Raw genomic sequence first — 13,801 nt, 5'->3', positions numbered from 1 at the left:
TCAATCAATAGGGTAGAGTTTGCTGTGTTTATTGCGTCAAAGCAGGATGCTTTACCGGTTTTAAGCTTGTCAGTAACGGGATCAATTTTTTTCATGACAATTATTCAGACTGCTCCAACCCCGCATAAGACTTTCGAATTTATCCGTACAGAAATAATAGAATCACTCGGGATTGATGTTACAGAGTATCGTCATACCAAAACGGGGCTTGCGCATTACCATATAGCAGCTGACCATACTGAAAATGTTTTCTTAGTTGGCTTGCGTACAGTTCCAGAAGATTCTAAAGGTGTTGCACACATCTTGGAGCATACCGCTTTGTGTGGCAGTGAGCGTTTTCCTGTACGTGACCCATTTTTTATGATGACACGGCGCTCTCTAAATACTTTTATGAATGCTATGACGAGTAGTGACTGGACGGCTTATCCTTTTGCAAGTCAAAACCGTAAAGACTTTTATAATCTATTAGATGTATACCTTGATGCTGTTTTCTTTAGTCGCTTAGATCAATTGGATTTTGAGCAAGAGGGGCATCGTGTCGAGTTTTCTGAACCTAACAATGCTGAATCGAATTTAGAATATAAAGGTGTTGTGTTTAATGAGATGAAAGGGGCGATGAGCTCGCCGGTTTCTCGTTTATGGCAATCAGTGACAAAATACCTATTTCCGACCACGACCTATCATCATAACAGTGGGGGAGAGCCGGAAAGTATCCCTGATCTTACTTATGATGAACTGCTAGCATTCTATAAAACCCATTACCACCCGAGTAATGCGGTTATCATGACCTTTGGTGATATTCCAGCTGCGGATCTACAGGCTGTTATTGAAGATAAGGCGCTCTCTCGGTTTGAAAAACTAGATGAGACGATTGAGATACATGATGAAAAACGTTATTTCTCACCCTTACGTGTAGAAGAGGGGTATGAGTTAGATCAAGAGGATACAACAGGTAAAACGCATCATGTTCTGGCTTGGTTATTAGGTCAGTCCAATGACTTGGAAGCGCAGCTGAAAGCGCATCTTATGTCTAGAGTGCTTTTAGATAATAGCGCTTCTCCTTTGCGCTTTGCTCTAGAAACAACGGATCTGGGCAGTGCCCCTTCACCCTTATGCGGTTTAGAAGACTCTAATCGTGAAATGAGTTTTATGTGTGGTCTAGAAGGCAGTGAGCCGCAAGATGCAGATGCGTTTGAAGCTTTAGTCTTAAATGTATTAGCTGAAGTTGCAGAGAACGGTGTGCCGATCGCAATGTTGGAAGCTCAGTTGCATCAGTTGGAGCTTCATCAAAGAGAGATTAATGGTGATGGCTATCCTTATGGTATGAGCTTGTTAATGGCTTCTTTAGGCGCAGCTATCAATCGTGGTGATCCAATCGCTTTACTTAATCTTGATCCAGTTTTAGATAAGCTTCGTGAAGAGATTAAAGATCCTAATTTCATTAAAGGAATGGTTAAAGATCTATTAGACAATCCGCACCGTGTACGTTTAACCTTGCGCCCTGATAATCAATTGGCTGTGAAACGAGATTCGGCTGAAAAAGCGCAGCTTAATAAGATTAAAGCGAGCCTAAGTGAGGCTGAAAAACAGCAAATTATTGATCGTGCTGCTGCCCTTGAAGCAAGACAGAATCATGAAGATGATGAGTCTATTTTGCCTAAAGTTACATTAGCGGATGTACCTGATGATATGTCAGTGCCTGAACCGACAGATGTAGCCTCTAAATTACCTTATGTGCGCTTTGATAGAGCAACGAACGGGTTAGTTTATCAACAGGTGATTATTCAACTTCCTGCGTTAGATCAGGAGGAGCAGCATCTATTACCTTTATACAGCCATCTGCTTACAGAGCTGGGTTGTGGTGAACGTAGTTATCAAGAAAACCAGCAGTATCAAACAGAAGTAACGGGTGGAATTCATGCTTTTGCATCTGTGCGAGGTATGCCTGACGACGAACAAAATGTGAACGGCTATTTTACCTTATCAGGTAAAGCGCTTGTTTCTAAACAGACGCAGCTGACTGATCTTCTGAAAGAGACTTTAGCTTGCGCTCGATTTGATGAGTTAGCACGAATTAAAGAGGTCGTGTCACAGCAGCGAACACGTAAAGAACAAGGCATTACCGGCCATGGACATGCTTTAGCGATGATGGCTGCTACCTCTAAAATGAGTCCCGCTGCGGCGCTTGCCCAAGCAACAAAAGGACTTGAGTCTATACTTTTTTACAAGACCCTAGATGATGACTTAAAACAGGAGTCTGCACTTAAGTCTCTTGCTGAACGCTTAGAGCAGTTACATCAAAAAATTGCACAAGCACCAAAGCAGTTTTTAATGGTGGCTGAAGAGGAGCATCAAAATCAGCTGCAAGACTATTTAGAAAGTAGCTGGCAGTCATTAGCTGATGAACCTACTGAGCTGTTTAGTTTGCCAGCCTTGAGAGAGAAGGTTAAGCAGGCCTGGGTGACGAGTACACAAGTTAGCTTTTGTGCAAAAGCTTTTGCTACAGTGCCCGTTGAGCACCCCGATGCAGCTGCGTTGACTGTACTCGGTGACTTTTTACGCAATGGCTTTTTACATAGAGCTATTCGTGAGCGTGGTGGTGCTTATGGTTCGGGTGCAGGTCAGGATTCCGGAGATGCCGCTTTTAGGTTTTTCTCATACCGTGATCCTCGTTTAACCGAAACCTTGGATGATTTTGATGCTTCAATAAAATGGCTGTTAGACAGTGAACACGATGAGCAGCGACTGGAAGAAGCGATTCTAGGTGTGGTTAGTTCTATCGATAAGCCCGGCTCTCCAGCCGGAGAAGCTAAGCAGGCCTACCATAGTAGTTTGTTTGGTCGTACGCCAGAACAGCGCCGTAAAGTGCGCTCACGCATATTGCAGGTGACTATTGATGATCTGCAACGTGTTGCAGAAACCTATTTGCTAAATGCTGAAGCAAGTGTAGCGGTTGTTACTAGCCAAGCCCAGGCAGAGACGCTTGGATCTGACTTTGAGATCATCGAGGTTTAACGGCGCGGCGTAAGTGCCATATTGATAAATTAAGTGGCTGACGCTCGTTAAGTGATTACATTACCTACAGCCCCTAAATACAGGGGCTTTTTTGTTTGGCCATATATATGTCTACCAATCCGCTTTATCGTGGAGCGCTACTGATTATCCTGTCGGAGTTTTTTTTAGTGCTCTCAGGGATGCTCATTAAACAATTAAGTGGTGAGTTACCAACCGAAGTAATTGTCCTTGCGCGTAACCTTTTTGCATTGTTACTTTTACTTCCTTGGTTATATAGTGTCGGTCTACGTCGCATTTATACTCAAAATGTACATTTACATTTTGCCCGTGCAGCAGTCGGCGTTACCGCAATGATGTGTTTGTATTATGCATGGGGAAATTTACCTTTGGCCGAAGCTGCCCTTATCAAACAAACCGCGCCTTTCTTTGTGCCTTTGATTGCTTTTTTCTGGCTAGGGGAGCGTATTGGTAACAGGGTTAAAATTGCTATTTTTATTGGTTTTTGCGGTGTCTTTCTTATTTTAAATCCTACCGACCAAACGATTAATATCGCTGTGTTAATTGCCCTGTTTGGTGCCATGTTAGGCGCATTGGCAAAAGTGATTGTCCGCCGGATGAGTATCAGTGAATCTCCGCAGCAGGTTGTTTTCTATTTTGCATTTTTTAGTACAGTGTTGGCGTTTGTTCCTGCGATGCTTAATTGGGTAACGCCCTCATTGGCCGCTTGTGGGTGGCTCCTTTGTGTTGCTATAACCTCAACCATTGCCCAGTTATTATTGAGTAAAGGCTACGGATTAGCGCCCGCTGGTCAGTTAGGGCCTTATACATACTCATCGGTTGTGTTCGCAGCTCTCTTTGGTTGGCTGTTTTGGCAAGAGGTGCTTGATCTAAATAGCATTATTGGTGTCGTTTTAATTATTAGCGCAGGTGTTCTTTCAGCGGTTTCTCGCAAAAATAAACAATCAAAAGCGGATAATTGAACAGAGAATGCTCAATTTTTTTGAAGAGATTAATTATTTTATCTAGATGTAAATAAAGTGCTTGTAATCCTCTGTGGGAGTGGTACTACTGTAAGTGTAGAGGGGATGTTGAAAAGCAGTTTAATTGAGTCCCCTAATAGCAACATTGCATTAAGGATTTACATATGAACATTAAAATCACTCACCGCAATGCTAAAGTTTCTGACAATATGAAAGATAAAGTAGAAGCGTGGCTAAACAACAGTCAGGAGCGTTATGAAGTTATTACTAGCGCCCATGTTATTTTGGAAAAAAATGATCGAGAGGAGTTAGCAGAAGCGACTATTCATATTGCGGGCAAAGATATATTTGCTAAAGCGAGCGCTGATAATTTATATGCAGCACTTGATACTCTAGCGGATAAAATTGATCGCCAGCTAGATAAAATTCATCAGAAAAATGTTAACAAGAAAGGTGTGCAGAAACCTGCAACAGAGTCTGCTGACGCCGAAACTTTTGATGAAGATTATGATGAAGAAGAGATGACACTCGTTCAATAAGATCAGTTATCTAGAGAGAATGCCCAGCTTAAGCTGGGCATTTTTGTATCTAGATCTAAATTTAAAGTGCTTAGAAAATCCTTTATTGTATTCCCTAGCTATTGTGACTTTGTAAGCTTTATATAAGGGCTTAATTTTGAAATCCACACATAGTTATTTATGAAGGTGTTTTGCCGTGAATTCAATCTCGTCTGATATTAAAGTGTTAAGTGTAAAAGCAGATGAATGGGATATTGTTTATCCTATGTGGGAACACTTAATCTGTGAACTACCGAGTTATCACTTCAATCCCTTTGGCAAACCGCTATTGGATGAACAGAGAGTTCATCTTAAAAGCACATTACAGGGGTGTTTAGCTAAAGATGAGGCCGAAGTGTGTGTTGCTGTTAATAAAAATAATGAAATATGCGGCACGATAGCCGTTATTCAAAACACGCAGCGGGGATATGATCAACCAGAGAGCGGGGTTCTTTTTAATCTTTGGGTTAATCCTCTCATGCGCCGCCATCAAATTGGTACCGCCTTGGTTAAGTACGCAAAGGAGTGGTTGCTGGCACAGGGAGCGACCTCTGTGCAAGTTGGTTGGCATCCTGATAATAGTATCGCTGCTTCTTTTTGGCTCAAGCAGGGATTTCGTCAGTATGAATGTATTGCGGCCACTTTTTTGAATTGAGCAGCACTAATTTGTGAGACTCTAGGTAAATAAGCTTATGTATATACATTGGTATGCTTTGCGAATGCAAGTTATGGGCTATGTATATCAGCTGTGTGTGTGAAATCAAAAAAAATCATTTTTTTGTCAATTAATTGCCAAATTGTCACAAAACTGTAATTACTCAGCGTAACAAATCCGTCATAATTCGCGCGCCTGAGCATTTTGTTTTTTCTGCTCAAAAATGTTTTTTCGACTCATTAGGGTGCGTTGTATGGTCTCCACCAATAATCCATTTTTGCAGATGTTTGCGCGTTCGCCGTTCAAACCTATGCAGGAACACATCGCTAAAGCGCAAGAATGTGCGATAGAGCTAATTCCTTTTTTTGAAGCTGTAATGGCTGATGATTGGGAAGAGGCTAAAAAAATTCAAAGAAAGATCGCCATACTTGAAGGCGATGCTGATGCAATGAAAAAAGAGATTCGCCAGAATCTACCGAAAAGCATTTTCCTACCGGTGCCTCGCACAGATCTATTAGAAGTTTTAAGAATGCAGGACAAGATTGCTAATAGGGCTAAAGATATCTCAGGCCTAATGCTTGGCCGAGAAATGTCTGTTCCTGCAATTATACAGTCGGATATGACGGAGTATGTTCGAGTTGCGCTTGAAACATCAGATCAGGCACTAACAGCACTTAATGAACTTGATGAACTGGTCAATAGCGGTTTTGGTGGCCATGAAATCAATGTGATTGAGAAGATGTTAGATCAATTAGATGCGTTGGAGCACCGTACTGATGAGCACGAGAGAGATATTCGTGCAAAGTTATTCAGTGTTGAGAAAGAGTTACCGCCAATTGATGTCATGTTTTTATATCAGGTGATTACTTTGATAGGTGATCTAGCTGATCGTGCTCAACAAGTCGGTAGCCGCTTGCAGCTACTCGTCGCTCGTTAATTCGGTAGGTTATTAGAATGGAAATTATTGCTCAGTACGGCGACATAATCGTTATTCTTGCATGCGTATTTGGTTTCTTTATGGCTTGGGGTGTTGGTGCAAATGATGTTGCCAATGCAATGGGTACTTCGGTAGGTTCAAGGGCGTTAACACTTAAACAAGCGATTATGATCGCGATTATGTTTGAGTTTTTGGGTGCTTATTTAGCCGGTGGCGCCGTTACGGCAACAATTCGTAAAGGTATTATCGACCCCGGTCTATTAGCAGGAACACCCGAGTTACTGGTGTTTGGTATGCTTTCAGCGCTTTTAGCTGCGGGTATCTGGTTACTGGTTGCAACGCATTTTGGCTGGCCCGTTTCCACAACCCATTCGATTGTAGGTGCCATCGTTGGTTTTGCTGCAGTGGGTATCTCTGTTGATGCGGTTAACTGGGGTAAGGTCACTAAGATTGTCGCAAGTTGGGTTGTTTCACCGGTTACCGCGGGTTTGATTGCCTTCTTCCTGTTTAGGAGTGTGCAACGCTTAGTTCTAGATACAAAAGATCCTTTTACAAATGCTAAAAAATATATCCCTTTTTATACTTTCCTAGTCGGATTTATGGTCTCTATGGTGACCTTCACTAAAGGCCTGAAACATGTAGGGCTTGATTTTAGTTGGACTGAGAGCGCGCTGGCATCATTAGGTATTGGGGTTGTCGTGATGTTAATCGGCATACAGATGCAGAAAAACATTCAACCTGACCCAGAAGCTGATCGTGACCATCACTTTGCGAGTGTTGAGAAGCTGTTTGGTATTTTGATGATGTTTACGGCCTGTGCTATGGCATTTGCTCATGGTTCTAATGATGTTGCCAATGCGGTTGGTCCTTTGGCTGCGGTCGTTGGGGTTGTTGCTGCAGGGGGGGAGGTGGCACAGAAAACGGCCATGCCTGTATGGATCTTGCTATTGGGTGGTGCAGGTATTGTTGCAGGGCTAATTATGTATGGCCATAAGGTTATTGCAACAGTCGGTAGTAATATCACTGAATTAACGCCAAGTCGTGGTTTTGCTGCCACTCTAGCAGCTGCAACAACCGTTGTATTCGCTTCAGGTACGGGATTGCCTATCTCAACTACGCATACTTTAGTAGGGGCTGTTTTAGGTGTTGGTTTAGCGCGAGGTATGGCCGCGTTAAATATGCGGATTGTAGGTACGATCTTTGTGTCTTGGGTTGTTACACTTCCCGCAGGCGCTGCTTTGGCTATTATGTTCTTCTTTATGTTTAAAGGTATATTTAGCTAAAGGTATAACCAGATTTAATAAAGCCCTGTAACTTAGTCGCTACAGGGCTTTTTTTTGATTAAGGTTTGAAAAAAAAGATCACAAAAAGATCATATTAATGTAAAATTTGTGCCCAATTTTTTCTTTGGCTAGATCCAAAGTCCAACCAGTAATATTCGGAAAAACGATGCATACAGTTGAGAAGATCGGCGGAACTTCAATGAGCCGCTTTGAGGAGTTGATGGACACTATTCTGGTGGGTAAACGCACAGCACCAGAGGAACTGTATAACCGAATTTTTGTTGTGTCTGCGTATGGAGGGATTACCAATTACCTTCTAGAGCATAAAAAAACAGGTGAACCTGGGGTTTATGCACGGTTCGCTAATGCTGAGTCTGAACAAGCTTGGGTTGATGAGCTAAATAAAGTTCAAGCGCGTATGGAAGAGATTAATGCTGAACTTTTTACCGATGCAGAGTTTGAGCGTAATGCCGCTGATAGCTTTGTAATCGAGCGTCTTAATGATGTTCGTGATTGTATGAAAAGCTTACATCACTTGTGTACCTATGGGCATTTTCAGTTAGAAGAACACTTGATGAAAGTGCGTGAGATGCTGGCCTCAATCGGTGAGGCTCACAGCGCATATAATTCGGTACTTGCCTTGCGAAAAGCAGGTATTAATGCACGTTTTGTTGATCTCACCGGTTGGCATATGGATCAGCCTCTTCCTTTTGAAGAGATGATTCAGCAGCAGTTTTCAGATGTTGATATTGCAAGTGAAATGTTGATAGCGACAGGTTATACGCATTGCGAAGAAGGGTTAATGAAAACCTTTGATCGTGGTTACAGTGAGATGACGTTTAGTATGATCGCTACAGTAACTGGTGCGAACGAAGCGATTATTCATAAAGAGTATCATCTAAGTTCGGCGGACCCTATGTTGGTTGGGCCTGACAATGTGATGACTATAGGTGCAACTAACTATGATGTGGCTGATCAGTTATCGAATCTAGGTATGGAGGCGATTCACCCTAAAGCGGCCAAAGGTCTACGCCGTAATGGCGTAAAATTGCGTATTAAAAATGCATTTGAGCCTGAACATGAAGGGACAATAATTAGCCAGGAATATCATAGCGATACACCTCGTGTTGAGATTGTTGCTGGGCGTAAAGATGTTTTTGGCATTGAAATATTTGACCAAGAGATGTTGGGTGATGCTGCTTATGATATTGAGATATCTAAACTGCTTTCACAACTGAAGCTTTATGTGATTAATAAAGATGCCGATGCTAACAGTATTACCTATTATGTAGGTGGCTCTCGTAAAATGGTTAATCGTGCCACACGTCTTATGGAAGAGATGTATCCCGAAGGTCAGATTCGCTTACATAATTTGGCTATAGTGTCTGCTATAGGCTCTCATATGAAAGTAAAAGGTATTTTGGCTCGTACTGTTAGTGCATTAGCAGAAGCAGGCATCAATGTGATGGCATTACATCAATCTATTCGTCAGGTTGAGATGCAATGTGTGGTTTCTGAGGAAGACTATGAGCAAGCGGTGATAGCGTTGCATGCGGCATTGATTGAACAGAGTGGCTCTACAATAAATTCTGCGGCTTAAGTTATTTAGGATTAAGTAATCTAGACTGTAGTTGCAACCGATTGAGAAATTTTAACAGGCTTGGATCTAGCTTATCGTTAGGCCCAAGCCTGTTTTTCTATTTTATTGAAGATGAAGTAGTCTTAAGTTTTTTGCCTAATGTATAGGTTTTCTATTATTAATAGCTATTATCCTGTGAGTTTATATAACTTATACCGAGTGATTTAATGCCTTCCAATAATGATCAGAAGCAGCAGAATATAACACCGCAAGCACGGGAGCATTTTTATGATGTTTTATATGGACGTCGTGATGTCCGTGGCCAGTTTCTAGCTGATGAGATCCCTGATGATGTATTAACCAATATATTACATGCGGCTCACCATGCGCCTTCTGTTGGTTTATCTCAGCCTTGGAACTTTATTCTTATTCGTGATCCGCAAAAGCGGCAGAAAATTTATGAAGCTTTCGTTTCCGCTAACGATGAAGCGGCACAGATGTTTGAAGGCGAACGCCGTAATAAATACCAAAGCCTAAAGCTACAGGGAATCCTTGATACTCCACTTAACGTTTGTATTACATGTGATCGTGAACGGGGTGGACCTGTGGTTTTAGGTAAAACTCATCAAGTTGAGATGGATCTATATAGTACGGTGTGCGCCGTTCAAAATTTTTGGTTGGCTGCGCGTGCTGAAAATGTGGGTGTGGGATGGGTTTCAATTATAGAAAAAGAAACCCTTAGTGAGCTTTTGAATTTACCGGATAGCGTTGTGCCTGTAGCTTACTTATGCGTAGGTTATGTTTCTGAGTTTTTAAAAAAACCTGAGCTTGAGCTGGCTGAGTGGGAAAAGCGAACGCAGTTAAAGGATATGATTTTTACAGGCTCTTGGGGAATTAAGTAAACATTATGTTGTTTGCTTTTGACTGGTCTGTTAACCCATTAATAATGGGTAAAGAGGAAAAGTGCATCTCTATTATTGGCTAAAACGGTTTATTTTAAACTCCAGAACAGTTGTGACTGGACTAAGTTTAGGTAGGCAGGTAGTGTTCTCAAAACTGAATATTAAAATAGGAGTTAAATGATGGCTCGCGCAACTGCACGTCACATTTTGGTCGATACTGAAGAAAAATGTAACCAGCTTAAAGCTGAAATTGAGTCAGGTACTGACTTTGCTGAAGCCGCAAAAAAACACTCTACATGCCCGTCTGGTGGTGAGGGTGGAGATTTAGGCTCTTTTGGCCGTGGTCAGATGGTTCCTGAGTTTGATACAGCTGTATTTACAGGTGATGTCGGTGTTGTTCAAGGCCCTATTAAAACTCAGTTTGGTTACCACCTTCTTGAAGTAACTAGCCGAGACGATTAAGTCGTCCGCATTTGTAAAAAGAGCATTGAGTGATTAGTGCTCTTTTTTTGTATCTAATTATTGCTACTGAGTCTGTCTAGGCTCCTTCTTGTGAAGAATACACTTATTAAATTAGTTATACCTGTGTGGGTGGAGCTGGTATCTTAGGCCTATATGCAGGGGAAGCCCTTTACATGTAAAAAGTGGTATCGACAGGAATGATAGGGAAGCATCTTTATAAAATGGAATGGATTGCAGCAGTCCTAGTTATAGCAGTTTTACTGATCTTTGGTTTTATGTCGATGGCCTCAAAAGAAGGCAGGGCGGTCGGTTTGGTAGAGGGGCGTTTGGCACCTTGTGAGTCTAAGCCTAACTGTGTCTGTTCAGAGTATCCTGAAGATAAAAATCATTTTGTCGCGCCTTTTGTGATCCCCGCACAGGTTGATAGTATTGAGTCTTTAAGCCTTCTGGTTAAAAACCTTGTTACTGAGGTTGGCGGAGACGTTCAATTAGAATCTTATACTTACATTTCTGCTATTTTTACTAGCTCCTTATGGGGTTTTGTTGATGATTTTGAGGTGCGTATAGATATGGATACTCGGGAAATTAACTTCCGTTCGGCCTCACGTGTTGGGCATTCGGATCTAGGGGTTAATACAAAACGGGTTGAACGGTTCGTTGAGTTACTCGAGGAGCGTATAGGGCGGTAAAATTAGCCAATCTAGTGTGTAACGTGATTGGCTAAGTATAAGCCTATCTTAGGTAGTTTTTACTGATCTCTCTAAAAGTATCTGTTCCTGCTTTTTGCATCCATTCAAATGCAACCATTTCTCGGCTTACAATATATATACCGCACTGACGCATGCGTTCTAATGCTAACGCTTTGTCTTTAGGATCCCTTGATGATACACAATCCGCCACAACGTAGACTTCTCTTGCTTGCTGCTTTAATTGAATCGCTGTTTGTAAAACACAAACATGGGCTTCCATACCAACAATAACGACCTGATTTGGGCGTAGTGCGTTAATTTTTTCATTGCAGCTAGGTTCTGACATGCAGGAAAAGTGTACTTTTTCCATTATGCCTTCTTCAGGAATAAGTTCCGCAATCTCAGGTATTGTGTGTCCTAAGCCTTGAGGGTATTGCTCGGACGTTAAAATAGGCACGTTAACTTTAGCGGCTATCTCGGTTAACCAGCGGGTATTTTTGATGAGTTCAGTTGGTTCATTAATTGCTGGGACTAATTTATCTTGAATATCGACAATCAATAGACATGATTTGTTTGGATGGATCAGCATAATTAAGTCTCATGTAACGGTTATTAGTTAAAACTCATCAGTTGATTCTGTTGTTTTGACTGAGTTTGTAGGAATTATTTTATTATTATCATGCTCATAAAAATGAGGCCAGTACTCTTTGACTACAGGGCCATTCGCCGCAAGTGCATGGCAGGTATCTAGCATAGGTGGCTTTTTGTCGCCATCTTGCCAGAAGTTTTCTGCTAATTCACGTTCTTGGTGAGTTGCTTGGAAGGCCGTTGTTGCTAAAGGTCCAAGTAGTTCAAGCAGGTGAGTGCATCCCCCGCGCCCAGAAAATAGTGATTTTATTTTACCTGTAAAGCCTCGTGCTATTTGCAGCCCAATAAGTTGCTTATAGGCTTCGGTAATCTGTTTACAGCCACTGAAGGGGGTGTAATCCATAGAAGCGACCGCATCTAGTATATTGAGATCCATATCGATAGTGATACGTACAGACATCCCATGCAAAGGCTCACCAGGAGGAATGATGCCATTTTCCCTGTCTTTATAATCCATGCTAAATGTTTTTGTATCGATGAGATGGGCTTCAATGTCCCATAAACCGTCTTCACGTTTAAAACCTTCACAAATAACGCGGCGGGTGTGTTTGAGTGAACGGGCAGAGGCTATAGGTAATGGCATAAATAGATAAACACTATGGGCTGACAGTCTATTGAACGACTGTTGAGGAAGTTACTTAGTTATTTTAAAACTTATTCAGGTTGAAAACATTATAAACTTTGGCGTGCGGTTAAAGGCAATAAAAAAGGCAACACTCTGTTGCCTTAAATAGATAATCTAAATATAGACAAAGTCCGTCTATTCATACATTGCTTGCATGGATTCCTGAGTCCATTCGAGGCTAGCTCGATAAGCTTTGTCGTAAATATTGCCATCTAAGTCAGGTGGCAGTAAATCCCAATCACCATTCTCATAGTTCACAACATTACGCAGTACTGCACCTATAGGACCTTGACCTAAACTAACCGCTTCTTTTATATCATCGCCAAGAGGTACTTGTTCCAGCATTGTCTCGCGCTCAATGTCGAGCATTGCATGTAGACCAGACATCATTCCCGCCATAAAGTAACTTCCATAGTTACTTAGTTTAGCTGCACGGGCTACCTCCTCACACATTCTCCCACGAATAAGCAAGCTTCTTGATAGTTCTTCAGGTTTATCTTGGTTTGAAGACATTGCGATCAAGGTTGCCCATTTTTTAACTTGTTCTAAACCAAGGAGAACGATGGCTTCCGCGATGGACTCAACTTGACGCACTAAGCTATAACCCGCTGAATTGACTATGCGCAGCAACTTATAAGTTAATGCTGGGTCCCTCATTATCAATTCTTCTAATTTTTCTGGTGTAGCTTTAGGACTTTGCAGCTCTTGTATTAATTGCATTAGCGCAACTTGGCTACCTTGTATCTTTTTGCCTTTGACAACTTTAGGTCTGCTTAAAAAGTGCCCTTGGAAAAGCTTAAAACCTAATTCAATACAAGTTTCTAATTCTTCATGGGTTTCGATTTTTTCAGCAAGTAAAGTAACTTTATGTTTTTTAAGCTCTTTTACCTGTTCGCGTACTTGATCCATACTTAACTCATAAACATCAATTTTGACTATATGAGCAAGTTTTAATAATTCATCATATTTTGGACTATAGACAAAATCGTCCATAGCTATTCTGTAGCCTTCAGAATGTAATTTTTGGACTGCGCTTAGTACTTCTTTATCAGGCTCAATATCTTCAAGTATCTCAAGCACTATATATTTTTTAGATACTTCGGGAAGGCGCTGTTCTACCAATATGTCGCGTGTAAGATTGATAAACGCAGGTACCCGTTTAAGCTCGCCAGAATCAGAAATACTGGTGTAGGCATTAAGAATGACTTCACTGGTCGCTTCAGAGTTTGCGAATAGAGCGTGTCCCTGAGCATCTTCAGTCCGGTATAAGAGTTCGTAAGCAACAACTTTTTGATTCCGGTCAAAGATAGGCTGTCGAGCCATTAAGACTTGTGAGTTTTCTATTTGATCCATAAATGTAGGTCATCCCTATCTATCGGCATAATATGATCAGGTTATATATTCAGTGTAGCCTGCTTATTATATCTTTAGGGAAAATTATTGCTCTTTATTTCTTTTAAGCTAATTAA

13 protein-coding genes are annotated in these 13,801 nt (G+C 41.5%); 10 read left to right on the top strand and 3 right to left on the bottom strand.

The window, feature by feature from the left end:
- The first annotated feature begins 93 nt into the window (after positions 1–93).
- The 10 genes from Q4492_RS00205 (at position 94) to Q4492_RS00160 (ending at position 11,059) form a co-directional block, all read left to right on the top strand.
- The gene (locus tag Q4492_RS00205; protein WP_303415137.1) at positions 94–3,015 is read left to right on the top strand and encodes an insulinase family protein; all 2,922 of its coding nucleotides are present in this window, start codon (positions 94–96) and stop codon (positions 3,013–3,015) included.
- A 107-nt stretch (positions 3,016–3,122) separates the two neighbouring features.
- Positions 3,123–3,995, top strand: coding sequence for a DMT family transporter (locus Q4492_RS00200; RefSeq protein ID WP_303415136.1), 873 nt, complete (start codon positions 3,123–3,125; stop codon positions 3,993–3,995).
- A gap of 164 nt (positions 3,996–4,159) precedes the next feature.
- On the top strand, positions 4,160–4,534 hold the full coding sequence (gene raiA / locus Q4492_RS00195) for a ribosome-associated translation inhibitor RaiA (RefSeq protein WP_303415134.1): 375 nt from the start codon (positions 4,160–4,162) through the stop codon (positions 4,532–4,534).
- A gap of 175 nt (positions 4,535–4,709) precedes the next feature.
- On the top strand, positions 4,710–5,207 hold the full coding sequence (locus Q4492_RS00190; RefSeq protein ID WP_303415133.1) for a GNAT family N-acetyltransferase: 498 nt from the start codon (positions 4,710–4,712) through the stop codon (positions 5,205–5,207).
- 253 nt (positions 5,208–5,460) lie between these two features.
- A complete protein-coding gene (locus Q4492_RS00185; protein WP_303415131.1) occupies positions 5,461–6,144 on the top strand; it encodes a TIGR00153 family protein in 684 nt (227 codons plus the stop codon).
- Between the two features lie 17 nt (positions 6,145–6,161).
- Positions 6,162–7,427, top strand: a complete 1,266-nt coding sequence (locus Q4492_RS00180; protein WP_303415130.1) for an inorganic phosphate transporter — start codon at positions 6,162–6,164, stop codon at positions 7,425–7,427.
- Between the two features lie 166 nt (positions 7,428–7,593).
- Positions 7,594–9,027 carry an aspartate kinase gene (locus Q4492_RS00175; RefSeq protein ID WP_303415129.1) on the top strand — a complete coding sequence of 478 codons (1,434 nt, stop codon included), beginning with the start codon at positions 7,594–7,596 and terminating at the stop codon, positions 9,025–9,027.
- Positions 9,028–9,233: 206 nt separating this feature from the next.
- Complete coding sequence (gene bluB / locus Q4492_RS00170) at positions 9,234–9,908, top strand: 5,6-dimethylbenzimidazole synthase (RefSeq protein ID WP_303415127.1); 675 nt, start codon at positions 9,234–9,236, stop codon at positions 9,906–9,908.
- Between the two features lie 180 nt (positions 9,909–10,088).
- On the top strand, positions 10,089–10,370 hold the full coding sequence (locus Q4492_RS00165) for a peptidylprolyl isomerase (protein ID WP_067868391.1): 282 nt from the start codon (positions 10,089–10,091) through the stop codon (positions 10,368–10,370).
- A gap of 197 nt (positions 10,371–10,567) precedes the next feature.
- On the top strand, positions 10,568–11,059 hold the full coding sequence (locus Q4492_RS00160) for a DUF1499 domain-containing protein (protein WP_303415123.1): 492 nt from the start codon (positions 10,568–10,570) through the stop codon (positions 11,057–11,059).
- Positions 11,060–11,102: 43 nt separating this feature from the next.
- On the opposite strand, the gene Q4492_RS00155 is transcribed toward Q4492_RS00160, so the two are convergent.
- From Q4492_RS00155 to Q4492_RS00145, 3 genes are all read right to left on the bottom strand, one after another.
- Positions 11,103–11,648 (bottom strand): hydrolase, encoded by a 546-nt coding sequence (locus Q4492_RS00155; RefSeq protein WP_303415122.1) that lies wholly within the window; start codon positions 11,646–11,648, stop codon positions 11,103–11,105.
- A gap of 27 nt (positions 11,649–11,675) precedes the next feature.
- Positions 11,676–12,290, bottom strand: coding sequence for a DUF2889 domain-containing protein (locus tag Q4492_RS00150; RefSeq protein WP_303415120.1), 615 nt, complete (start codon positions 12,288–12,290; stop codon positions 11,676–11,678).
- 177 nt (positions 12,291–12,467) lie between these two features.
- Complete coding sequence (locus Q4492_RS00145) at positions 12,468–13,685, bottom strand: EAL and HDOD domain-containing protein (RefSeq protein ID WP_303415119.1); 1,218 nt, start codon at positions 13,683–13,685, stop codon at positions 12,468–12,470.
- Positions 13,686–13,801 lie beyond the last annotated feature (116 nt).

Origin of the sequence: Neptuniibacter sp. 1_MG-2023 (assembly GCF_030547185.1) — a bacterium.
Taxonomy (GTDB): Bacteria; Pseudomonadota; Gammaproteobacteria; order Pseudomonadales; family Balneatricaceae; genus Neptuniibacter.
This window is presented reverse-complemented; position numbering and strand designations above follow the sequence as displayed.